General features: G+C 74.2%; 17 protein-coding genes and 1 tRNA gene. 9 read left to right on the forward strand and 9 right to left on the reverse strand.

Annotation, left to right across the window (positions count from 1 at the left end):
• Window positions 1–2: 2 nt before the first annotated feature.
• The 7 genes from QNH85_RS12895 to QNH85_RS12925 all read right to left on the reverse strand — a co-directional run bounded on the left by QNH85_RS12895 (window position 3) and on the right by QNH85_RS12925 (window position 9,762).
• Complete coding sequence (locus tag QNH85_RS12895; protein WP_282947013.1) at window positions 3–947, reverse strand: 4-(cytidine 5'-diphospho)-2-C-methyl-D-erythritol kinase; 945 nt, start codon at window positions 945–947, stop codon at window positions 3–5.
• Window positions 948–1,025: 78 nt separating this feature from the next.
• Entirely contained in the window at window positions 1,026–1,982 is a 957-nt protein-coding gene (locus QNH85_RS12900) for a ribosomal RNA small subunit methyltransferase A (protein ID WP_282947014.1), read from the reverse strand.
• Between the two features lie 56 nt (window positions 1,983–2,038).
• Window positions 2,039–3,307, reverse strand: coding sequence for a resuscitation-promoting factor (locus QNH85_RS12905; protein ID WP_282947016.1), 1,269 nt, complete (start codon window positions 3,305–3,307; stop codon window positions 2,039–2,041).
• Between the two features lie 318 nt (window positions 3,308–3,625).
• The gene (locus QNH85_RS12910) at window positions 3,626–4,861 is read right to left on the reverse strand and encodes a resuscitation-promoting factor (RefSeq protein WP_346016323.1); all 1,236 of its coding nucleotides are present in this window, start codon (window positions 4,859–4,861) and stop codon (window positions 3,626–3,628) included.
• 262 nt (window positions 4,862–5,123) lie between these two features.
• The gene (locus QNH85_RS12915; RefSeq protein WP_428830405.1) at window positions 5,124–6,110 is read right to left on the reverse strand and encodes a TatD family hydrolase; all 987 of its coding nucleotides are present in this window, start codon (window positions 6,108–6,110) and stop codon (window positions 5,124–5,126) included.
• A complete protein-coding gene (gene metG / locus QNH85_RS12920; RefSeq protein WP_282947019.1) occupies window positions 6,111–7,904 on the reverse strand; it encodes a methionine--tRNA ligase in 1,794 nt (597 codons plus the stop codon).
• Window positions 7,905–7,953: 49 nt separating this feature from the next.
• A complete protein-coding gene (locus QNH85_RS12925) occupies window positions 7,954–9,762 on the reverse strand; it encodes an ABC-F family ATP-binding cassette domain-containing protein (protein WP_282947021.1) in 1,809 nt (602 codons plus the stop codon).
• Window positions 9,763–9,844: 82 nt separating this feature from the next.
• Here QNH85_RS12925 and QNH85_RS12930 point away from each other — a divergent pair, with 82 nt between their 5' ends.
• The 4 genes from QNH85_RS12930 (at window position 9,845) to QNH85_RS12945 (ending at window position 14,127) form a co-directional block, all read left to right on the forward strand.
• Window positions 9,845–11,176: a sensor histidine kinase gene (locus tag QNH85_RS12930; RefSeq protein ID WP_282947023.1), complete on the forward strand. Its 1,332-nt coding sequence runs from the start codon at window positions 9,845–9,847 to the stop codon at window positions 11,174–11,176.
• Window positions 11,173–11,910 carry a response regulator transcription factor gene (locus QNH85_RS12935; RefSeq protein ID WP_282947025.1) on the forward strand — a complete coding sequence of 246 codons (738 nt, stop codon included), beginning with the start codon at window positions 11,173–11,175 and terminating at the stop codon, window positions 11,908–11,910. Before QNH85_RS12930 ends, QNH85_RS12935 begins: the two co-directional genes overlap by 4 nt.
• A gap of 145 nt (window positions 11,911–12,055) precedes the next feature.
• Window positions 12,056–12,994: an ABC transporter ATP-binding protein gene (locus QNH85_RS12940; RefSeq protein WP_282947026.1), complete on the forward strand. Its 939-nt coding sequence runs from the start codon at window positions 12,056–12,058 to the stop codon at window positions 12,992–12,994.
• A complete protein-coding gene (locus QNH85_RS12945; protein ID WP_282947027.1) occupies window positions 12,991–14,127 on the forward strand; it encodes an ABC transporter permease in 1,137 nt (378 codons plus the stop codon). The genes QNH85_RS12940 and QNH85_RS12945 overlap by 4 nt, the downstream gene beginning before the upstream one ends.
• Before the next feature lie 55 nt (window positions 14,128–14,182).
• On the opposite strand, the gene QNH85_RS12950 is transcribed toward QNH85_RS12945, so the two are convergent.
• Window positions 14,183–14,728, reverse strand: a complete 546-nt coding sequence (locus QNH85_RS12950) for a MarR family winged helix-turn-helix transcriptional regulator (RefSeq protein WP_213283522.1) — start codon at window positions 14,726–14,728, stop codon at window positions 14,183–14,185.
• Window positions 14,729–14,799: 71 nt separating this feature from the next.
• A complete protein-coding gene (locus QNH85_RS12955; protein ID WP_428830406.1) occupies window positions 14,800–15,459 on the reverse strand; it encodes a TetR/AcrR family transcriptional regulator in 660 nt (219 codons plus the stop codon).
• Window positions 15,460–15,620: 161 nt separating this feature from the next.
• Here QNH85_RS12955 and QNH85_RS12960 point away from each other — a divergent pair.
• The 5 genes from QNH85_RS12960 (at window position 15,621) to QNH85_RS12980 (ending at window position 23,736) form a co-directional block, all read left to right on the forward strand.
• Window positions 15,621–15,692, forward strand: a tRNA-Gln gene (locus QNH85_RS12960).
• Between the two features lie 325 nt (window positions 15,693–16,017).
• The gene (locus QNH85_RS12965; protein ID WP_282947031.1) at window positions 16,018–19,014 is read left to right on the forward strand and encodes a carbohydrate-binding protein; all 2,997 of its coding nucleotides are present in this window, start codon (window positions 16,018–16,020) and stop codon (window positions 19,012–19,014) included.
• Window positions 19,015–19,045: 31 nt separating this feature from the next.
• Window positions 19,046–20,074, forward strand: a complete 1,029-nt coding sequence (locus QNH85_RS12970; protein ID WP_282947033.1) for a LacI family DNA-binding transcriptional regulator — start codon at window positions 19,046–19,048, stop codon at window positions 20,072–20,074.
• Between the two features lie 114 nt (window positions 20,075–20,188).
• On the forward strand, window positions 20,189–22,354 hold the full coding sequence (locus tag QNH85_RS12975) for a glycoside hydrolase family 36 protein (protein WP_282947035.1): 2,166 nt from the start codon (window positions 20,189–20,191) through the stop codon (window positions 22,352–22,354).
• A 53-nt stretch (window positions 22,355–22,407) separates the two neighbouring features.
• Window positions 22,408–23,736, forward strand: a complete 1,329-nt coding sequence (locus tag QNH85_RS12980) for an ABC transporter substrate-binding protein (RefSeq protein WP_282947036.1) — start codon at window positions 22,408–22,410, stop codon at window positions 23,734–23,736.
• Window positions 23,737–23,777 lie beyond the last annotated feature (41 nt).

Below are 23,777 nucleotides of genomic sequence, written 5' to 3' on the forward strand. Positions count from 1 at the left end.
GCTCAGAGCACGTCGGACCCGGCGACCACGCGCGCGCCCGGCACGGGGCCGGAGGCGGTGAGCACCGAGTCGGCGACCCCCGCCGCGGTCATGGCGGCGGCGATCACCAGGGCGTGCTGCCGGCTGCGGGCCAGCGCGGCGACGGTCGGGCCGGACCCGGAGACCACCACGCCGAGCGCGCCGGCGTCCTCGGCGACCGACAGCGTCTCGACCAGGCCCGGGGCGAGCTCCACCGCGGCGTCCTGCAGGTCGTTGTGCAGCAGCGCGCCGACGGCCGGGGCGTCCCCGGCGCGCAGGGCCTGCAGCACGGCGACGTCCCCGTCCGTGTCGAGCTCCTCGCGGCCGGCGCCGAGCACGTCGAGCTCCTCGTAGACCCGGGCAGTCGACAGGCCGGTCTCGCGGACCCCGAACGCCCAGTGGTACTCCCCGCGGGACAGGGCGGCCGTCAGCAGGTCGCCGCGGCCGGAGCCGACGGCGGTCTGGCCCATGAGCAGGAACGGCACGTCGGAGCCGAGCTCCGCGGCGACCTCGTGCAGCTCCTCGCGGCTGAGCGCGGTGCCCCAGAACGCGTCGCAGGCGAGCAGGGCGGCCGCGGCGTCGGCGGACCCGCCGGCCATGCCGCCCGCGACGGGGACGCCCTTGTGCAGGTGCAGGTGCACGCCCTCGTCGATGCCGGTGCGCTCGGCGAGGGCCCGGGCGGCGCGCAGCGCGAGGTTGCTGCCGTCGGTCGGCACGTGCGCGGCCTGCGGGCCGGAGACCGTCACCTCGAGGCCGTCCGACGGCGACGCGACGACGTCCTCGTACAGCGACACCGCCTGGAACACGGTCGCGACGGGGTGGTAGCCGTCGGGCCGCCGCGAGCCGACGCGCAGCGACAGGTTGACCTTGCCGGGGGCGCGGACGCGCACCTCACGTCCGGTGCGGGGAGCGAGGCGCAGGTCGGTCACGGCACCCACTGTGCCAGTTCCGCGCGCGTCCGGCGCGAGGTCACGACGGGGCGGGGAGGGGTGCGCGGGGGCGTCGGATCAGCGGGCCGCGCGCAGCTGCTCGGCCACGCGCGCGAACGCCGTCACGTCCAGCGCCTCGCCCCGGGCCTGCGGGTCGACCCCCGCCGCGGCGATCGCGGCCGATGCCGGCTCGGCCCCGCCGGCCAGGGACGCGAGCGCCGACCGGAGCATCTTGCGGCGCTGGGCGAAGGCCCCGTCGACCACGGCGAACACCTCCTCGCGCGTGGCGGAGGTGGCGGGCGCGGGACGCCGGTCCATCCGGACGAGCGCCGAGTCGACGTTCGGCGTGGGCCAGAACACCGAGCGGCCGATCGTCGCGGTGCGCCGGGCGGACGCGTACCAGGCGACCTTGGCGGACGGGACGCCGTAGGTGCGGCTGCCGGGCGGCGCGGCCAGGCGGTCCGCGACCTCGGCCTGCACCATGACGAGCACCCGCTCCAGGGTCGGGAACCGCTCGAGGAACGTGAGCAGCACCGGCACGGAGACGTTGTAGGGGAGGTTCGCGACGAGTGCGGTGGGCGCGCGGCCGGGCAGCGCCCGCACGTCCAGCGCGTCGCCGCGGACCACGGTGAGCGACGGCACGGCCGGCGGGCCGGGGTCGGGCGCGTCGGCGGGACCGGGCACGACGTCGGGCAGGTCCACGACGTGCACGTCCGCCCCGAGGACGTGCCGGCGGACGGTCTCGGGCAGCAGCGTCCCGAGCACGGGGTCGATCTCGACCGCCACGACGTCGGCGCCCGCCTCGAGCAGCCCCAGCGTCAGCGAGCCGAGGCCGGGGCCGATCTCGACGACCCGCTCACCGGGCACCACGTCGGCCTGCCGGACGATCTTGCGGACCGTCCCGCCGTCCAGCACGAAGTTCTGCCCGAGGGTCTTGGTCGGCCGGATGCCCGCGCGCTCGGCGAGGGCGCGGATCTCCGCCGGACCGAGCAACGGCCCCGCCGCGGGTGCGACAGGGCCGTTGCTGGAGGACATGCGGGCGAGCCTACCCGGCGGGCCGCGGCGCGCGGCCCACCGGCGGGCTCACCTGCTCAGGAGAACAGGCGGGGGCCGCAGTGCGGCCACTGCCCGGCGCCGGAGCGGTTGTAGAGCGCCTGCGCGCGGGCGGTCTGCTCCTCGGCCGAGGCCTCGGAGGGGAGCCCGGAGCCGCCGACGGCCTGCCACGTGCCCACCGAGAACTGGTAGAGCCCGTGGTACTTGCCGCTCGCGGAGACCGCGTTGACCCGGCCGCCCGACTCGCACGCCGCGAGGGCCGCCCAGTTCAGGCCCGCCGCGTCGCCGCCGCCGACCGCGGGGGTGCCGCCGCCGGTCGCGGGAGCCGCGCTCGTCGCCGGCGCCTTCGCGACCGGCTTCTTGGTGGTGCCCACGTTCGTGACCTGGTCCACCGGCGCCTGCGTCACGTTGTCCGACACGGGCTCGCGGGCCGTCTCGACGCCGTCCACGGTGGTGACGCGCTCGACGACGGTCCGCACGCCGGCGACGCCGGCCGTGGTGACCTCGGACTCGCCGATGAACATCGACGGGTCGTCCTGCTCGACGGCGTTGAACGGCACCTCGTGGGTGGTCGTGACGTCCTGGACGACGACGCGGTTGATCACCACGGTGACCCGGTCGCCGGTGTGCTGGACGCTGACCCGGTCGAGCGGGGTGAGCGCGATGCCCAGCCGGTCGAGCGCGTCGGCGACGGTGGTGCTGCCGTCCGGCACGGTCAAGGTCTGACCGTCGACCGCGACGTCCGCCGGCCCGTCGAGCGTGAGCTCGAGCGACAGGTCCGGGCGGCCGCCCGCGGTGGAGCGGGAGGCCACCAGGCGCACGTCGTCGCCACGGGTGGCGAGCATCTCGAGCGCCTCGTCGGCGGTCAGGGCCGTGGTCCACACGGTCTCCTGCGCGCCGTCGGTCTCGACGGTCACCTGGCGGGCGTGCCGCACGACGACGTCGACGCCCTCGCGCAGGGCGCCGGAGGGGCTGACGGTGTCCCGCTGCCCGAGGTCGAGGTCCTGCTCCTCGAGCAGGCCGTCGACGCTCCCGGCGAACGTGGACACGGTCGTGGTGACGCCGTCCACGTCGAGGGTCACGGTCTTGTGGGCGTCCGCGACGGCGACGCCACCGGTGGCGAGCACGACGACGGCGGTCGCGGCGCCGACGAGGCGCACGCGCCCCCGGCGCGACCGGCGCTCGGCGGTGGGCTCGGTGCCGTCGGCGGCAGCCGGGGCGTCCGTGGTGTTGCGGACGACGCGGGTGCCCAGGGCGGCGGAGGTGGCGGCGAGGCGCGTGCGGGCGCGGCGGAGGAAGGAGGTCACGTGGTTCCAGACGACGACGGTCCCGGGCACGGGGGGCGGGGCGCGCCGCGTGGCGGCGCCCGACGGTGCCCGGGCCCGGAGGCCCTGCGGCGGTGGCGGCACCTGGAGGGAGGTGCTGCACCCGACGGTCCCGGATCCCCGATCCGGCGGTCATGCTCCCGCGCGCTGCTGCGCGGGCTGTGCGGGATGCCCGTGGTCCCGGACTACCGGTCTGTCACGAGCGACACGCGACCGTAACCCATTCGTGACCTGATGCCAAGTGGTGGCAACGCTCCCGCAGGTCAGGGGCCGGCCGGGCGGACCGGGCCGGCTCCGGGGTCAGTACCAGCCCTTGGACTGGAACGAGGACCACGCGCCGCAGGGGGTGGAGTACCGGCCCGCGACGTAGTTCAGGCCCCAGGTGATCTGGGTGGCCGGGTTGGTGCGCCAGTCCGCGGCGATGCTGGCCATCTTCGAGCCGGGGAGGGCCTGCGGGATGCCGTAGGCGCCCGACGACCGGTTCTCCGCGTCGATGCGCCAGCCGCTCTCCTTGTTCCACAGCTGCAGCAGGCAGGCGAACTGGTCGTCGCCCCAGCCGCGCTCGGCGGCCATCTGCTTGCCCAGCTCCTGCGCGCTGCCCGGCGACACGGTGATGTCCACGCCGGACGCGAGCTCCATCGTGCCGACCTTGACCACCTGCGTCACGGGCTCGACCGTGATCGCCGAGGCGACGACCTGCCGGTCGACGACCGCGCCGCCGACCGTCGCGGTGCTGTACGTGGTGGTGCGGACGCCCGCGCGGCCCGCGGTCTCGACCTTCCGGGTGCCCTTCACGAGGGTGGGGTCCTCGACCTCCTGCTCGGTGAACGGCACCGCCTCGGTGACCGTCTCGCCGGCGGTGGCCGCCCGGGTCACCAGGACGACGAGCCCGTCGGTCGCCGTCGCGTCGAGCGGCACGGACACCCGGTCGCCCTCGTTCAGCACGAGCCCGATCTCCCGCAGGGCGTCGCGGACGGTCCCGGCGCTGGTCACGCCGTCGATCACCTGACCGTCGACGGCCAGGTGGATCGTCTTCTGCGTCGACACGCGCAGCAGGTCCTCGCGCGTCACGGAGGCGGAGCGGGACGCGGACAGGAGGGTCTCGTCGTCGCGCAGGCCCAGGCCCTCGACTGCCTCGCCGACCGTCAGGGCCGTCGTCCACACCGTCTGCTGCCGGCCGTCGACCTCCACCTCGAGCTCGCGGCCGTGCCGGACGACGATCTGCGCGCCGTCGGAGACGGTCTCGTCCAGGCCGGGCGCGACGAGGTCGTGCTCGCCGACCGCGATGTCGCCCGCGCTGAGCACCTGCCCGACCGTGCGGCCGAACGCGCTCACCTCGACCGGGGAGCCGTCGACCTCGACCGTCACGGACTTGTGCAGGCCCGCGAACGCGGTGGTCGCGCCGGCGACGAGGACGAGGGCCAGCCCCTGGGCGCCGAGACGCAGGGCGCGGGCGCGGCGCGTGCCCGCGGGCGGCGTCGAGGGTGCGGGCGGCACCGACGGCTCTGACGGGGCGGTCGACTCGGGCGCAGGCACGCGGGGGGCTCCAGCAGGTCGGGTCGGCGGGAGGGAGGGACTCACGCCGGTACAGCCCCCCGACCGTAACCGATTCGTGACCGACCCCGAAAGGCGAACGGGCCGGAACCACCCACCCGGGGGGCCGGCTGCTGCGCCGAGGTCGGCACCCCCGGGCCCAGTTCGGCACCCGGAGCTGCCGACGTCGGGCGCGGAGTGCCGACCTCGGCGGCAGAGGGGGGCGGGGAGAGGGGAAGGGGAGAGGGAAGGGGGAGAGGGGGGGTTACCAGGGGCCGTAGACGCGCTCCGCGGTCGTGGCCAGGGCGCGGCAGGCGTCCGCGAGGTCCAGGTCCCGCTCCTGGGCGAGGCGGCGGACGGTGTGCGGCACCAGGTACGGGGCGTTCGGGCGGCCGCGCAGGGGGTGCGCGGTCAGGTAGGGCGCGTCGGTCTCGACCAGCACGAGGTCGAGCGGCAGCACCCGCAGCGCGGCGCGCAGGTCGTCGTTGGCGCCGTAGGTCAGCGGTCCGGCGAACGACGCGAACCAGCCCTCGCGCGCGCACACCTCGGCGAGCGCCGGCCCGCCGGAGAAGCAGTGGAACACCGTGCGCTCCGGTGCGCCGTCGCTCAGCAGCACCTCGACCACCTCGTCGTGCGCGTCGCGGTCGTGGATCTGCAGGGCGAGCCCGAGCTCCTTGGCCAGGGCCACGTGCGCCCGGAACGCCTCGCGCTGCACCTCGCGGCCGCGAGGACCGGCCCGGAAGAAGTCGAGCCCGGTCTCGCCGATCGCCCGGACGCGGTCGTTGGCCCGGGCGACCTCCGTCACCCGGGACAGCGCCGCGTCCAGGTCGGCGTCGTGCCGCGGCTGCGGGTCGGGCTCCAGCCCGTCGGGTGCGACCTCGTGGACGCGGGCGTGCAGCACGGCCTCGTTCGGGTGGATCGCGACGGCGCCGAGCAGCGCCCGGCGTCCGGCCCGCAGCGGGACCGGGGCCGCGGCCCCCTGGACCCCGGCGTCGACCCGCAGCACGGCGTCCGTCCACGCGACGGCGTCCAGGTCGCAGCCGACCTGCACCATGCGCGGGACGCCGACGGCCGCCGCCCGGTCCAGGTGGTCGTCCAGCGTCGCGGGCGCCGGCTCGCCGTCCGCGTCCTCGCCGGCCTCCGCCTGCACGGACAGCACGGACTCCAGGTGCGTGTGGTCGTCGACCACGGGAACCGGCAGCGGCTCGGGCGAGGGCGCCCAGCCCCGCGGCCGGTTGCGGGACCGCGCCACTCAGCCCTGCCGCAGGCGGTCGAGCTCCGCCTCGACCACGTCGTCGTCCAGCTTGGTGAAGACGGGCGTCGGCTTCTCGACCGGCGTGCCCGGGACGATCGCGCGCGGCTGCCACGCGGGCAGCGTCTCGCCGCGCCGGTAGTCGCCCGTGATGACCGGGTAGTGCCGCGAGCTGTCGTCCAGGTCGGTGACCTCGTCGATCCGGGGCAGCGGGGAGAACGTCCCCGTGCCGCCCAGGGCCTCGTGCACCTGCTGCGCCGAGTGCGGCAGGAACGGCGAGAGCATCGTGTTGCAGTCGCTCACGGCCTGCGCCGCGGTGTGCAGCACGGTGCCCAGGCGCACCGGGTCCGTCTTCAGCTTCCAGGGCTCGGTCTCGGAGATGTACCGGTTGGCCTCGCCGACCACCCGCATCGCCTCGGCGATCGCCGCGCGGTGCCGGTGGGTGCCGATGAGCTCGCCGACCCGCCCGAACGCCGTCGTGGTCTGCGCGAGCAGGGCCTCGTCGACGCCGAGCCGCGGGCCGGGCTCGGGGATCGCCCCGACGTTCTTGTGGATCATGCTCGCGGTGCGGTTGACCAGGTTGCCCCAGCCGGCGACGAGCTCGTCGTTGGTGCGGCGCTTGAAGTCGGCCCACGTGAAGTCGGCGTCCTGGGCCTCGGGCCCGGCCGTCGAGATGTAGTAGCGCAGCGCGTCCGGCTGGTACCGGCTCAGCATGTCCCGCACGTAGATGACCACGCCGCGGGAGGACGAGAACTGCTTGCCCTCCATCGTGAGGAACTCGGACGACACGACCTCGGTCGGCAGGTTCAGCCGCCCGTACGGGCCCGGCTCGCCGCCCTTCGACCCGCCGCCGGCGTAGCCGAGCAGCTCGGCCGGCCAGATCTGCGAGTGGAAGGTGATGTTGTCCTTGCCCATGAAGTAGTAGGACAGCGACTCGGGGTCGGTCCAGAACTGCCGCCACGCGTCCGGGTCGCCGGAGCGGCGCGCCCACTCGATGGACGCGGACAGGTACCCGATCACGGCGTCGAACCACACGTACAGCCGCTTGGACGGGTTGTCCTCCCAGCCCTCCAGCGGGACGGGGATGCCCCAGTCGATGTCGCGGGTCATCGCGCGCGGGCGCACGTCGTCCAGCAGGTTCAGCGAGAACTTCAGGACGTTCGGCCGCCACTCCGTGCGGGTGCGCAGCCAGTCGCCCAGCGCGTCGACGAACGCCGGCAGGTCCAGGAAGAAGTGGTTGGACTCCACGAACTTCGGGGTCTCGCCGTTGATCCGGCTGCGCGGGTTCTTGAGGTCGATCGCGTCGAGCTGGTTGCCGCAGTTGTCGCACTGGTCGCCGCGGGCGCCGTCGTAGCCGCAGATCGGGCAGGTGCCCTCGATGTACCGGTCGGGCAGGGTGCGGCCCGTCGACGGGCTGATCGCGCCCATGGTGGTCTTCTCGACCATGTACCCGTTCTTGTGCACCGTGCGGAACATCTCCTGCACCACGGCGTAGTGGTTGCGCGTGGTGGTGCGGGTGAACAGGTCGTAGGAGAGGCCGAGCTGCGTGAGGTCCTCGACGATGACGCGGTTGTACCGGTCGGCGAGCTCCTGCGGCGTGACGCCCTCCTGCTCGGCCTGCACGAGGATCGGCGTGCCGTGCTCGTCGGTGCCGGAGACCATGAGGACGTCGTGGCCCGCCATGCGCATGTAGCGGCTGAACACGTCGGAGGGGACGCCGAAGCCGGCGACGTGGCCGATGTGACGCGGGCCGTTGGCGTAGGGCCAGGCGACCGCGGACAGGATGCGGGACATGCGTCGATCCTAGTGAGCAGCGAAGGGGCGGCGTCGCACGCGGCGCAGGTCAGCCCTCGACGGCCTCCGCGAGCGCCATCCACCGCTCCTCGACCTCCGCGACCTCGGCCTCGCGGGCGTGCTTCTCCTCGCCCAGGGCGGTGAGGCCGCCGTAGTCCGCGGGGTCGTGCTCGGCCATCTTCCGGTCGAGGACCTCGATCTGGCCGGTGAGCTTCGCGATGCGCCGCTCCAGGGCGCCGAGCTCCTTCTTCGCGGCCCGCAGCTCGGCGCCGTCGAGCCCGGTCGACGGCCCGTCGGACGCCGCGCCGCCGGTCGCCTCCGTCGGGGCCCCGGTCGAGACCGACGTCCCCGAGCGCTGGTGCTCCAGCAGCCGCAGGTACTCGTCGACGCCGCCGGGGACGTGCCGGAACCGGCCGTCGAGCACCGCGTACTGCTGGTCGGTGACGCGCTCCAGCAGGTACCGGTCGTGCGAGACGACCAGCAGCGTGCCCGGCCAGGTGTCGAGCAGGTCCTCCATCGCGGCGAGCATGTCGGTGTCGAGGTCGTTCGACGGCTCGTCCAGCACGAGGACGTTCGGCTCGTCGAGCAGGATCAGCAGGAGCTGCAGCCGGCGGCGCTGACCGCCCGAGAGGTCCTTCACGGGCGTCTGCAGCTGGGCGTTGGTGAACCCCAGGCGCTCGAGCAGCTGGCCGGGGGTCATCTCCTTGCCGCCCGCGACGTAGGACGTCCGGTAGCGCGCGACGACCTCGTTGACCCGGTCGTCGGCGATGTCGCGCAGCTCGGCGAGCTCCTGGGTGAGGGTGGCGACCTTCACCGTCTTGCCGTGCTTGACCCGGCCGGTGGTCGGCTTCACGTCGCGCGTGACCAGGCCCAGCAGCGTCGACTTCCCCGCGCCGTTGACCCCGAGCACGCCGGTGCGCTCGCCGGGGGCGATCAGCCACGTCACGTGCGTGAGCACCTCGTGGTCGCCGTACGAGACCGAGACGTCCTCGATGTCGACGACGTCCTTGCCGAGCCGGGCCGTCGCCATCCGGGACAGCTCGACGGCGTTGCGGATCGGCGGCTCGTCCTCGATCAGCTGGTTCGCGGCCTCGATGCGGAACTTCGGCTTGGAGGTGCGGGCGGGCGCACCGCGGCGCAGCCAGGCCAGCTCCTTGCGCATGAGGTTCTGCCGCTTGGCCTCGCTGGCCGCCGCCATCCGGTCGCGCTCGACGCGCTGCAGGACGTAGGCGGCGTACCCGCCCTCGAACGGCTCGACGATGCCGTCGTGCACCTCCCACGTCGCGGTGCAGACCTCGTCGAGGAACCAGCGGTCGTGGGTGACGACCAGCAGGCCGCCGGCGTTCGCGGACCAGCGGCGCTTGAGGTGCCGGGCGAGCCAGGTGACCGCCTCGACGTCCAGGTGGTTGGTCGGCTCGTCGAGCATGAGCACGTCGTCGTCGCCGGCCAGCAGCGCGGCGAGCGCGACCCGGCGGCGCTGCCCGCCGGACAGGTCGGCGACGAGCTTGTCCCACGGCAGGTCGCCCACCAGGCCCGAGACGACGTCGCGGATGCGCGGGTCGCCCGCCCACTCGTGCTCCACGCGGTCGCCCACCACCGCGGCCCCGACGGTCAGCGCGGGGTCCAGGGTGTCGGTCTGGTCCAGCACGCCGATCCGCACGCCGCCGCGCACGGTGACGCGGCCCGAGTCGGGGGTCAGCCGCCCGGCCAGGAGCGCCAGGAGCGAGGACTTGCCGTCGCCGTTGCGGCCCACGATGCCGACCCGGTCGCCCTCGTTGAGGCCCACGGTCACGGAGTCGAAGACGTTCTTGGTGGGGAAGGACAGGTGCAGCGATTCGCCGCCGAGCAGGTGGGCCATTCGGTCAAGACTAGGCGGCGGGCGAGGGTCGGGCGGGCGTCGGGCGTGCGGCGGGCGGCCGGGTGACCGCTACGGTGGCCCCGTGCTGCGCTCCGACGGCGACACCGCCGGCCCCGTCCCGTCCCTCGTCGAGGACCCGGACGCCCCGGGCTGGCACCGCCCGCCGCTGACCGACGACCAGCGCCGCTACGACGCGCTGCAGGCCGCCGGGCTGCTGGTCGGCGCCGTGCTGAGCCTCGCGCTGGGGCAGACCGCCGGGATGTACGACGAGCCCGCGGAGGGCTGGGTCGGCGTCCTCATGCTGCTGGCGATCACCGCCCCGCTCGCGCTGCGCCGCCGCTGGCCCTCGGCGGTCGCGGTGGTGGTGGCCGTGGCGTTCATCGTCTCGGCCGAGCTCCAGGTCCCGGAGACCCTATTCGCCAACATCGCCCTGTTCATGGCGCTGTACACGGTCGGCGCCTGGGAGCCGCGGCGCACGCGGGCCGCGTGGGTGCGGGCCGCGATCGTCGTGGCGATGTTCGTCTGGCTGCTCGTCGCGATGTTCGAGGCGGTGACGGACCCCGAGGGCATCGAGGGCTTCTCCAACGCCGGGGCGTTCTCCCCGCTGGTGGCGTACCTGCTGATCCAGCTGCTCACCAACATCCTGTACTTCGCGGGGGCGTGGTGGTTCGGCGAGCACGCGTGGAACGCCGCCCGCGAGCGCGCCCGCACCGACTGGCGCGGCCGGCAGCTGGTCGGCGAGCGCCGCCGCGTGGAGGAGCAGGCCGTCGCGATCGAGCGGCTGCGCCTGGCGCGCGAGCTGCACGACGCGGTCGCCCACCACGTGTCGATGATGGGCGTGCAGGCGGCGGCGGCGCGGGTCGTGCTGGGATCGGACCCCGAGCGGGCGGCCGCGGCGCTGGAGCAGGTGGAGGACTCGGCGCGCGAGGCCGTCGACGAGCTGCACGGCCTGCTCAGCACCCTGCGGGAGTCCGGCGCCGACGCCGAGACGTCCGCGGTCGGCTCGCTGAGCGTCGACCGGCTGCCGGAGCTGGTGCAGCAGGCGGCCGACACCGGGCTCGCCGCGCAGTTCCAGGTGGTCGGCGAGCCGGTGCGGGTGCCGCCGCTGACGTCGCTCAACCTGTACCGGATCTGCCAGGAGGCCCTGACGAACGTGCGCAAGCACGCCGGCACGGGCGCCCGCGTCGACGTGCGGCTGCGGTACGACACGGACGCGGTGGAGCTGGAGATCGCGGACGACGGCACCGCGGGCCGGCGGCCCGCGCGCACGACGTCCGGCGGCCTGGGGCTGGTGGGGATGCGGGAGCGGGTCGCCGCCGACGGCGGCACGCTCGAGACGGGCGCCCGCGGGCGCGGCGGGTACCTGGTGCGGGCGCGGGTGCCGCTCGCACCCCGGACGGGAGGGGCACGATGACCACGCAGACCGACGGCACGGAGGTGGCCTCCGGGCCTGGCCGGCCGGTGCGGGTGCTGCTCGCCGACGACCAGGCGCTGCTGCGCGCCGGGCTGGCGACGATCCTCGGCGCGGCGCCCGACCTGGAGGTGGTCGGGCAGGCCGGCACGGGGCGCGAGGCGGTCGAGCTCGCGCGCTCCCTGCAGCCGGACGTCGTGTGCATGGACGTGCAGATGCCCGAGATGGACGGCCTGGAGGCGACCCGCCGGATCGTCGCCGACCCGGACGTGTCCGCCGCGGTGCTCGTCCTCACCACGTTCAACCGCGACGACTACCTGCTGGAGTCGCTGCAGGCCGGCGCCGCCGGGTTCCTGCTGAAGAACTCCCGGCCCGAGCAGCTCGCCGACGCCGTGCGCGCCGTCGCCGCCGGGGACGCGCTGCTGTCGCCCGAGGTGACCCGGGCCGTGATCGCGCGGGCCATGGCCGCCGGCTCCGCCCCGGGGCGGAGCGGGGTGCCCGCGGCGGGCGGCCCCGTCGCCGGCTCGTCCGCCGGCTCCTCCGCCGGGCTGACGGAGCGGGAGCTCGAGGTGCTGCGCCTGGTCGCGCGCGGGCTGAGCAACGACGAGATCGCCGCGGAGCTCGTCCTGGGCCGCGCGACCGTCAAGACGCACGTGTCGAACGTCCTGACCAAGCTCGGCCTGCGGGACCGGGTGCAGGCCGTCGTCTTCGCCTTCGAGAACGGCCTGACGGACTGACGCCCCGCCGCGCCTCCGCCCCGAGGGGGAGGCCGGCCGGCCCGTGAAGTTCCGCCCGGCGGCCGAGGCGGCGACCGGGGGGCGGCTCCTAGCGTGGACCCCGGCGGACGGACCGGTCCGCCACGGGGCACACACGGGAGACGACATGCTGCAGCTCGACGGGATCCACCGGTCCTTCGGGGACCGGCTGGTGCTCGACGACGTCGGGTTCACGGTGGAGCGGGGCAAGCTCACCGGGTTCGTCGGCGGCAACGGCGCCGGCAAGACCACCACGATGCGGATCGTGCTCGGCGTGCTGACGCCGGACTCCGGCACGATCACCCTCGACGGCAGCCCGCTCGGCGACGACCGGCGCCGCGCGTTCGGCTACATGCCCGAGGAGCGCGGGCTCTACCCGAAGATGAAGGTGCTGGAGCAGATCGCGTACCTCGCGCGGCTGCACGGCTACGACCGGCGCACCGCCACCGAGCGGGCCCGCGAGCTGCTCGTGAAGCTCGGCCTCGAGGAGCGGCTGGACGACCCGGTCGACGACCTGTCGCTCGGCAACCAGCAGCGCGCGCAGATCGCCGCGGCCCTCGTGCACGAGCCCGAGGTGCTGATCCTCGACGAGCCGTTCTCCGGCCTGGACCCGATGGCCGTCGAGGTGGTGCTCGGCGTCCTGTCCGAGCACGCGGCCCGCGGGGTGCCGGTGCTGTTCTCCTCGCACCAGCTCGACGTGGTCGAGCGGCTGTGCGACGACGTCGTCGTCATCGCCGGCGGGAAGATCCGCGCGGCGGGGGAGAAGGAGGCGCTGCGCCAGCGGTACGCCGAGCCGCGGTACGAGATCACGTCCGGCGGCGACATGGGCTGGCTCCGCACCGAGCCCGGCGTGCAGGTCGTCGAGTTCGACGGCGGCTACGCGCTGTTCGACGCCGACGAGGCCACCGCCCAGCGGGTGCTGCGCGCCGCCCTCGACGCCGCCCCGGTCAGCCGGTTCGCGCCGGTCACGCCGCGGCTCGCGGAGATCTTCCGCGACATCGTCCGCGACGAGCAGCGCCACGACGAGGAGACCGCCACCGCGCGGACGAAGGAGACGGTCCGATGAGCACCCCGACCCCCACGCCGGGCCGCCCCCGGCCGGCGACGCCCAGCGCCGTGCAGAGCACCCTCATGGTCGCCGAGCGCGAGATCATGTCGCAGGTCCGCACCAAGTCGTTCCTCATCTCGACCGCCGTGCTGCTCGTGCTGGTCCTCGGCGGGATCGTGCTGTCCTCCCTGCTGGGGGACAAGCTCGGCGGTGGTGACACCAAGGTCGCCGTCGTCCCCGAGACGTCCTCGGTGATCGCGGACGTCGACGGCCTGGAGGCGGTCGACGCCGCGGACGCCGACGAGGCGCGCGCCCTGGTGGAGTCCGAGGAGGTCTCCGCCGCGGTGCTCCCCGACGAGGACCCGGACAACACGCTCGGCGTCGTGGTCGTCGGCCTGGACTCCGCGCCCGACGGGGTGCTGAGCGCGCTCGCGGTCACGCCCCCGGTCGAGCTGCTCGACGAGTCCGCCACCTCCGACGGCCTGCGGTACCTCGTGTCGCTGCTGTTCGGGCTGGTGTTCCTCATGGCGGCGTCGTCGTTCGGCGGCACCATCGCGCAGAACACCGTGCAGGAGAAGCAGTCGCGGATCGTCGAGATCCTGCTGTCGACCGTCCCGCCGCGGGCGCTGCTCGGCGGCAAGATCCTGGGCAACACGGCGCTCGCGGTCGGCCAGATCGCCGCGATCGGTGCGGTCGCGGTGATCGGCCTCGTCGTGACCGGTCAGGACGAGGTCCTCGGGATGATCGGCGCGCCGGTGGCCTGGTTCGTGCTGTTCTTCCTGGTCGGGTTCGTGCTGCTCGCCGCGCTGTTCGCGTCCGCCGCGTCGCTCGTGTCCCGCATCGAGGACACCGGCTCCGTGCTCACGCCGGTGATCATGCTCGTGATGATCCCGTACTTCGGCGTCATCCTGTTCAACGACAACGACACCGTGCTGACCGTCATGTCGTACGTGCCGTTCAGCGCCGCCGTCGGCATGCCGGTGCGGCTGTTCCTCGGGCAGGCCGCGTGGTGGGAGCCGCTGCTGTCGCTGGGGATCCTCGCGGTGTCCGCCGTGGTCGTCACCGCGATCGGCGCCCGGATCTACTCCCGGTCCGTGCTCCGGACCGGGCGCCGGGTGAAGCTGTCGGAGGCCCTGGCCAAGGCGGCCTGACACCCGCGGACGGCGCGCGCGGCACTCAGGGGGGTGCCGCGCGCGTCGTCGCGTCTCAGGGGGTGTCGAACGGGGCGACCAGCGTGCGGAGCAGGTCCGCGAGGCGGTCGCGGTCGTCGGCGCCCAGGCCGTCCAGCAGCCCCCGCTCGACGTCGAGCAGCGTCGACATGGCCGCGTCCACCCGGGCGCGGCCCTCGTCCGTGAGCCGCACGAGCACGCCGCGGCGGTCGTCGGGGGAGGGCAGCCGCTCGACCAGCGCCCGGGAGGCCAGCCGGTCGATGCGGTTCGTCATCGTCCCGCTGGTGACCAGGGTCTGGGTGAGGAGCGCCCCCGGGGACATCCGGTAGGGCGCGCCCGCGCGGCGCAGCGCCGACAGCACGTCGAACTCCCACGGCTCCAGCCCGTGCCGGGCGAACGCCTGCCGCCGCGCGAGGTCCAGGTGCCGGGACAGCCGGGTCACCCGCGACAGCACCGACAGCGGCGCGACGTCCAGGTCCGGGCGCTCGCGGGCCCACGCCTCGACGATGCGGTCGACCTCGTCCCGGGGCTCGGCCGCGCCGTGCCCGAGCGGGTCCCGCGCTGGGGGAACGGCAGCCGACATGCGGGCGAGGCTACTCGACCGGCCGACCCGCACCGGGGAGGCGGCCGGGCGGAACGCGCTGGTGGGGCCGGTCACGCCTCCGTCGGCGCCGGCTCGTCCGCCTTCTGCGCGGTGCGCGTCCGGCGCCGCGGCTCGGGCGCGCTCGTGAGCCGGGGCCGGCGCTCCAGCCCGGACAGCCCGTTCCAGGCCAGGTTCACCAGCGCCGCGGCCACGTCCGCCTTCTTCGGGCTGCGGGCGTCCAGCCAGTGCTGGCCGGTGAGCGCCACCATCCCGACGAGCATCTGCGCGTAGATCGGCGCCGTCCGCGGGTCCAGGCCCTGCCGGGTGAACTGGTCCGCGAGCAGGTGCTCGACCTGGGTCGCCACGTCGCCGATCAGGCTGGAGAACGTCCCGGTCGCCTGCGCCACCGGGGAGTCCCGCACCAGGATGCGGAAGCCGTCCTCGTTGTCCTCGATGTAGTCGAGCAGGGCCAGCGCCGACCGCTCGACCATGACCTTCGGGTGCCCGCCCTCGTCGAGCGCCCCGGTCAGGGCCGTCGTCAGCGCCTGGATCTCCCGGTCCACGACGACGGCGTACATGCCCTCCTTGCCGCCGAAGTGCTCGTACACGACGGGCTTGGACACCTCGGCGCGCGCCGCGATCTCCTCGACGGACGTGCCGTCGAAGCCCTTCTCGGCGAAGAGCTGGCGGCTGACCTGCAGCAGCTGCTCGCGCCGCTGCGTCGCGGTCATGCGGGCGCGGGGCACCCGCGGGGCGCGCCGAGGCTCGGACGTCATCGGGCCATCCTCTCAGGTGGCGCACATGAGGCGATGGTCCTGCTCAGCCCTGCGCGCCTGCGGCTGGCAGACTGACGCCCGACGCGGGACCGGCCGAGGCGGCGGGTCGTCCGCGGTCCGCCCTGGTGTAACGGCAGCACGCAGGCCTTTGGTGCCTTGAGGTCCGGGTTCGAATCCTGGGGGCGGAGCGGGTGCCGGACGGGTCGGCGCCTCTCCGTGGCCCCCGTTCGGGATCGTGCAACCCCGTGGCCAGGCCGCTGGCCGACGTGACCGAGGAGACGCCCGGGCGTCGTGTGTCGTCGTCGGACGTCTGCCTTTCCCGCAGGAGCGGTTGCCGCCGGTGCCTTCCGACGTGATAGCGCTACCACCGGATGGAGAGAGATGGTCGCTCACTCCTTGTCCTCGTGTCTGATATGCGCTTTCATGGACGGCGTCCGTGACGGACCCACCAGCACACCGGCGTGCTGCGGCGTGCCCGGGGGTGTTCGTCCCTACTGCGAAGGGGATGTCTCGATGAGGAGAGCACCACGCTGGCTGGCCACCTCGGCCACTCTCGGGCTGTGCGCGGGACTGCTGGGCGCACTGCCCGCGTCGGCGGTCGACGCCGACGCCGACGTGCTGGAGGTGGACCTGGCGCGCACCACCGGCGAGTTCCGCGGCGGCGCCTCGGGCGCGCTGTACGGGCTCGGCGACGAGGGGGCACCCACGCAGGCGCTGATCAACGGCGCGCACATCACGAACGTCTCGCAGAAGGCTCCGTTCGGCACGCAGCACCCGTCCGGCGACGCCCTGCAGATCGAGGACGGGTTCTTCGACAAGCACGGGCAGGACCTCTACATCTACGTGCAGGACTACTACCCGGACTGGCCGTACCACGGAGGTCAGCGGCCGGGTGACACGCGTACGTACGACCAGGCGACCGGTGCGTTCACCGAGACGCCGAACGGGATCTGGGACTTCCTGGAGGTGACCCGGATCGTCGCCGAGGCTGTCGCCACCGAGTCGGACCGCCCGGGCGACTACGTGTTCATCCCGTTCAACGAACCGGACGGCGGCAACTGGTACGCGGACTGGTCCGCGCTCGGCCAGACGTTCCTCGACGACTGGGATGCCGTGCACGGCGTCATCCAGGAGGTCTGGGACGCGCACGGGCTCGGGGACGCCCGCATCGGGGGCCCCGGCGACACCCGCTGGCAGCCCGAGCGCTCCGAGGCGTTCCTGCGGCACGCCATGGCGTCGGGGACGGTGCCGGACGTGTTCATCTGGCACGAGCTCGGCATCGACAACCTGGCGACGTTCCGCGGCAACTACGACGCGTACCGATCCCTGGAGCGGCGCCTGGGACTGGACCCGCTGCACGTGAACGTGACGGAGTGGGGGATGCTCCGCGACATGAGCACCCCGGGTCAGCTGATCCAGTGGTTCTCGATCATGGAGGACCTGAAGATCGACGGCCAGGTCGCGTACTGGAACTACGCCGGGAACCTGTCGGACAACAGCGCCCGTGCCAACGCCGCGAACGGCGGCTGGTGGATGTTCAAGTGGTACGGAGACCTCGAAGGGGCGCAGACCGTCGCCGTGACCCCGCCGGCCCTGGACACGGTGGACACGCTGCAGGGCATCGGCGCGGTCGACGTCGACAACCGCCGGGCCACCGTGCTGTACGGCGGCGGGTCGCGGGACGTGACCGTCGATCTCGTCGGGCTCGACCCGGCGGTGTTCGGCGACGCCGTGGACGTCGAGGTACGCGAGGTGCGGCTCACGGGCGCAGAGGGCGTCGCAGGCGCGCCGCGTGTGATCCAGGCGGCGCAGGACGTTCCCGTGTCCGGCGGGTCGCTCGATCTCACCGTGCCGACCTACGACCGGTACGCCGGCTACCAGGTCGTCGTCACCCCGGCGCAGGACCGCGAGGTGGCGGTCGATCCCGTCTTCCGGACCTCGGTCGAGGCGGAGGACACGGAGCTGACCGACGCGCAGGTCTACACCCAGGACCCGCTGCAGGGTGGCGGCTGGAAGTTCCTCGCGTCCCACGGCAAGGACGTCGGTTCGTTCAACCGGGTCACGTCCCGGGCGGAGTGGACGGTCGACGTCCCGCGGGACGGCACGTACCGGTTCGAGGTGGTCGGCGCGGCTCCGGGCGTGCCCGGGAGGCACGCGCTCTTCGTCGACGACGCGCACGCCGGCACGGTGCAGTACGCGGCCGACCTCGCCCTCAACGCGACGTCGCGCTGGCAGTACCGCGGGTCGGCCGAGCTGGAGGTCGCGCTGACCGCGGGGCGGCACGTGCTCTCGCTGCGCGCCAGCGAGGACGGCAGCACCCTGCTGCCGAACGCCGACATCACGCTCGACACGTTCTCGCTGACCGACGTCACGGACGGCGAGCCGACGACGTACCCGGCCTCCACGCTCCGCCTCGCCGGCGGCGCCGGCCTCACGTGGCAGGACGGCACCCGCGGCTGGGCCGCCCTGCCGGGTGGTGACGCGCGCGCGGACGCGTACGTGCACGCCGCGGCGTCGGGCTACCACGACGTGACGGTGACCTACTCGTCCACCGGCGCCACGACGGTCGACGTCACCGTGAACGGGGCGCCGGTCGCGATGCTGGAGGCCCCCGGCGCGGGGACCTGGTCCTCCACCGCGCGGCTCCACCTCGCGCACGGCATCAACGAGGTCGAGCTGCAGTCGTCTCAGGGCGCCGTGGTGCGTGATCTCGCGACCCGGGCGACGGGTGACGCGGGTGCGGCGCTCGTCGTCGAGGCGGAGGACGCGAGGCTCCGGGGCGCCGCGGCCGCGACGACCTTCGCCGCCGGCACCGGGTCGAACGCGTCCGGCTCCGCGGGGGCCGGCAGCATCGGCCAGGGCCGCGAGAACGCCGTCGTCCTCGACCGTGCGCCCGGCGTGGACCGGCCGGGGACGTACGCGGTCACCGTCCGGTTCGCGAACGCCGAGGTGAGCGGCCGTCATGACTACAACCCGCAGGTGGTCGACCGCCGCCTGGACGTCTGGGAGGAGGGGGCTCAGGGGTCCGCGGGGCACGCCTACCTGCGCTACACCTACGCGTGGACGTCCTTCCTGGAGCGCACCTTCCTGGTGGAGCTGGAGACCGGCGACGCTGCCCTCGAGCTCGGGCGCGCCGACGGGTGGGCGCCCGACCTCGACCGGATCGAGGTCGCCCCGCTGTCGACGGGGACGCCCACCACGGTGCCGGTCGGCGGCGAGGGGCTCGCGGAGTGGGACGCCGCGACCGCCTACGCCGAGGGCGACCGGGTCGCGCACGACGGCGCGGAGTCGGTCGCGTCGTGGTGGACGCAGCGCCAGGAGCCGGGCGACCCGTACGGACCGTGGCAGGAGATCCGCACGGACTCCCGCGGCACGGCGGTCTGGACGGCGTCGCGCGTGTTCACCGCGGGCGACGTCGTCGTCCACGACGGGCTGAGGTACGAGGCCCGGTGGTGGACACGCGACCAGGAGCCGGGCGACCCGCGCGGACCGTGGGAACGGCGTGGCTGAGCACCCCGGCCCGATCGCCTAGGTTGTCGCTGTGGCCCGACCCGTCCCCGGAAAGCAGCCCACGATCGCCGACGTCGCGCGTGAGGCCGGCGTCAGCGTGCCCACGGTGTCGCGGGTGCTCACGGGGTCCACGCGGGTCAGCCCCGAGCGCGAGGCGCTCGTGCACGCCGCGATCCAGAAGCTCGGGTTCCGTCGCAACGGCGCCGCCCGGGCCCTGGCCGCCGGCAGCCTCCCGATGGTCGCGATCATCACCAGCAACACCACGCGGTACGGGTACGCCTCCACGATCCAGGGGATCGAGGAGGCGGCCCGTGCCGCGGGGCACATGGTGATGATCTGCGTCGTCGAGACCGACGACCGCGAGGTCGTCGAGGCCGCGGTCGACACGGCGCTGAGCCAGCCGATCGCGGGCGCCGTCGTGCTGGAGTACGACCCGCCCGGGGCCGCTGCGCTCGCGGCGGTCCCGGACTGGGTGCCGCTCGTCGCCCTGGCAGCCGGCAGCCGCACGGACGACACCGTGCCGCACGCCTACATGGACGACCGCGTGGGAGCGGCAGCCGCCACGCAGTACCTGCTCGACCTCGGCCACGCGACCGTGCACCACCTCGCCATCCCGTCGGCCGGCCGCGAGAGCTCTCGCCTCGTCGGCTGGCGCGAGGCGCTCGAAGCGGCGGGCGCGCCCGTCCCGCCGCCCGTCCGCGCCGGCTGGGCGCCCATGTCCGGGTACGAGGCGGGTCTCCGTCTCGCGCGCGACCCCGACGTCACGGCCGTGCTGTGCGGCAACGACGAGCTCGCGATGGGTGTCATGCGGGCACTGCAGGACAACGGCCGCGCGGTGCCCGGCGACGTCTCGGTGGTCGGGTTCGACGACCATCCCCTGGGGTCGCTCTGGGCGCCCTCGCTCACGACCGTGCGCCAGGACTTCGTGCAGCTGGGCCGCGAGGCGGTCCGCCTGCTCGGCGAGCTGCGCTCCGGTGACGGCGACGTCGTCTCGGCCCGCCTCGTGCCGGACCTGGTGGTCAGGGCGTCCTCCGGTCCGCATCGGAGCCTGCGCCGCTGAAAGCGTCGATCACCTGCGTCGGGCAGGGGTCGCCTGGGTTCTTGCGTTCGTCTTTGATATGCGCTTTCATGGACCTCGGTCGCCCCGTCGGGGGCACGGAGAACGAGGTCGAGGATGACTCGCGATTCTGCGGAGCTGCGCACGCTGCTCCTCGGGGAGGGCACCGCAGCCCTCCACCTGATCTGGGCGGACGACCGCCCTGCGTCGCTCGTCGGCGGCGCCGCGACGGCCACGCCGGCCGACCTGGCGCCGCGTGCGGTGCAGCCCCTCGTGGAGGTGCTGGCCGTCGGCCACGGCCGCGCCAGCGGCAACCTGCGGCACACCGCCACCGCCGTCGGCGCTCGCCTGCGGGTGGCCGAGGTCCGCGACACCGCCGCGGTCGACCCCGCGCGGGACGGTGTCGAGCGGGCCGTCGAGGTCGTCCAGACCGACCCAGGCAGCGGGCTGCGCGTCTCTACCCTGCTCACGCTGCACGGTCCTGCCGTTCGCGCCGTCACCACGGTGCGCAACGGCGGATCCGAGGCCCTGCACCTCCAGGCCGTCAGCTCGGTCGCGCTGAGCGCGCCGCTCGGCTCCCGCCCGCCCGCCGACGTGGTGTCCGTCGAGGGCACCAACGAGTGGGTGGGGGAGAACCGCTGGGAGCGCGTGCCGCTCGGTGGGCAGGGCGGCCTCGTCGACCTCGACCTCGTCCGGCACCAGCGTCAGGACGGCCGCGGCGCGCACGTCGTCGCCAGTGCCGGCACCTGGTCCAGCGGCACGCGGGTGCCGAGCGGTGTGCTGACCACCGTCGCGGGTGACCTGTCCCTGGGCTGGCAGATCGAGCACAACGGCGCCTGGCGGTTCGAGGCGAGCGAGCGTCTCGGCACCGACGACCAGCGCGTGCTGGCCGTGGTCGCCCTCGGCCCGACCGACGTCGACCACCACTGGCTGCGCACGCTCGAGCCCGATGAGGAGTTCACCACGGTGCCGGTCACCGTGGTGCCGGTAGCCGGCGGATGGCAGGACGCGGTGGCGGGGCTCACCGACGCCCGGCGGCACCGCCACGCCGCGGTCGCCGCAGCCCGGCCTGTGCCGCCCCGGCCGCGCGAGCCGTTCGTGGTCTTCAACGACTACATGAACACCGTCATGGGCGACCCGACCACCGCGAAGCTGCTGCCGCTGGTCGACGCGGCAGCGTCGGTGGGGGCCGAGGTGTTCTGCATCGACGCCGGCTGGTACGACGACGGCGGCGACTGGTGGGACTCCGTGGGCCTGTGGGAGCCGTCGACGCGCCGGTTCCCGGACGGCGGCCTCAGGGTCGTCACGGACCGCATCCTCGACCGCGGCATGGTCCCCGGCCTGTGGCTGGAGCCAGAGGTCGTCGGCGTCCGGAGCCCCCTTGCCGAGCTGCTGCCCGACGAGGCGTTCCTCCTGCGCCGCGGTCGCCGGCTCGTCGAGCACGACCGGTACCTGCTCGACCTCCGGCACGCCGACGTCGTGAAGCGGCTCGACGCGGTCGTGGACCGGCTCGTCGACGAGTTCCGCGTCGGCTACCTCAAGCTCGACTACAACGTGACGCCCGGCGCCGGCACCGACCGCGACGCCGACAGCGTCGGCGACGGCCTGCTCGAGCAGAACCGCGCGCAGGCCGCCTGGATCGACGGGCTCCGCCACCGGCACCCTCAGCTGCAGGTGGAGAACTGCGCGTCCGGCGCGATGCGCGCCGACGACGCACTGCTCTCGGTCTCGACGCTGCAGTCGACCTCGGACCAGCAGAACCCGTTGCTCTACCCGCCGATCGCCTCCGGCGCCCTCGTGTCGATCCTGCCCGAGCAAGCCGCGAACTGGGCGTACCCGCAGCCGGAGCTCACCGTGGAGCAGAACGTGTTCACGCTCTGCACCGGGCTCGCCGGCCGGCTGTACCTGTCCGGGCACCTCGACAGGATGGACGCGCAGCAGCGAGGGCTCGTCGCCGAGGCCGTGCGGTTCGCGCGTGCCGAGGAGGGCTGGCTGCACCGCGCCCGCCCGGCGTGGCCGCTCGGCCTGCCCGGCTGGACGGACCCGTGGGTCTCGTCCGCCCTCGCCGACGAGGACCAGACCCTGGCCGTCGTGTGGCGCCGCGGCGGCGACCGCGAGGTCGTGCTGGACCTGCCCCCGGGCGAGCTCGACATCGCCTTCCCCGCGAGCCCGCCGGGCGACCCGTGGGAGCTCGTCCGCCAGGACGATGGCCGCGTCCGCGTGGTCGTGCCCGGCACCGCCGAGGAGCCCCAGGCACGCGTGGTCCGCGTGCGCCGTCACTGATCACCACGTCTGATGCCCGCCGGCGTCGCCGGCATCCGTTCAAGGGAGAACCGATGAAGAAGACCCCCACCCTCGCCGCGGTCCTCGTGGCCGTCGGCCTGCTCGCCACGGCGTGCTCCGACCCTGGCGCCGGTAGCGGCTCGGCCGGCTCAGGCGGTCCCGCCGAGTGGCCGGCGCGGGACGCCGACCTGTCCGGTGTCGAGCTGACCATCTGGGCCGCGCAGAACTCCAACACCGTGCCGGACGCGGTCGTCGAGTCGTTCGAGGAGGCGACCGGCGCGAGCGTCGACGTGGTCACCATCACCGACCCGTACGAGCAGAGCATCCAGACCAAGATCGCGACCGGCGACAAGCCCGACCTCGCGTTCTGGCAGCCCACCGCCTCGATGCTCGCGGGCATCAACGCCCCGCAGAACCTGCAGCCCCTGGATGACGCGCCGTGGCTCGAGGACATGGAGCCGGCCCTCGTGGACCTCACCGGGTCCTACGACGGCACACGCTACGCCGCGCTGATCAGCACGCCTGCCGTCATCGGCGTCTACTACAACAAGCAGGTCCTCGCGGACGCCGGCGTGTCGGAGACGCCCACGAGCTGGGCGGAGCTGGTCGAGGCCGCGCGGACCATCCAGGCCAGCGGGGTGACGCCCTTCTTCGAGATGGGCGGCAACGCCGGCTCGCCGTGGGGGACGCAGTGGTGGGTCCAGGCCCCGCTCGCCGAGGCGTCGAAGGACGGCCTGTGGCAGGACGTCAACAACGCCGAGACCACCTTCGCGGACCCTCCGATCATCGACGCGATCACCGGGTACCACGAGCTGATCGGCGAGGGCCTCTTCAACGACGACATCACGACGGCGACGTTCGAGGACCAAGGAGCGGCGCTGCTCGCGGGCGAGGCCGCGATGGTCATGCAGGTGAACTCGTTCTTCGGTCAGCTGCAGTCGCTCGCGGAGACCGACGAGCTGAACGAGAAGATCGGCTTCTTCCCGATCTCCACCGACGGGAACGTCGGCACGTTCGTGCCCGACCAGGCGAACGCCCTGGTCGCGTTCCGTACCGGCGACGAGACGCGCGAGGCGGCTGCGCGGCAGCTGCTGAGCTTCTGGCTCGGTGACGGCTACGCGGACTTCGTCGCCGACCAGGAGACCGTGTCCCTGCAGCCCGGGGTCGAGACCCCGGCCACCGTGCCGGACGCTCTGGTCTCCGTCGCGGAGGCGCTCGACGGGGCCGCTGGGTCCATGCAGGTCGAGGCCGTCGCGAACCCGGACCTGTACCTGCGGCTCGGGGACATGATCCAGGGCGCCCTCACCCCGGAGCAGGTCGCCCAGCAGACCCAGGACCAGTTCGCCCAGCTCGCCGCCGCGCAGGGCGTCGAGGGCTTCTGACCGACAGCGGAGGGCCGCCCGCCACCCGGGGGCGGCCCTCC

Source organism: Cellulomonas endometrii (assembly GCF_949769265.1).
In the GTDB taxonomy this organism is placed as follows: Bacteria; Actinomycetota; Actinomycetes; order Actinomycetales; family Cellulomonadaceae; genus Cellulomonas; species Cellulomonas endometrii.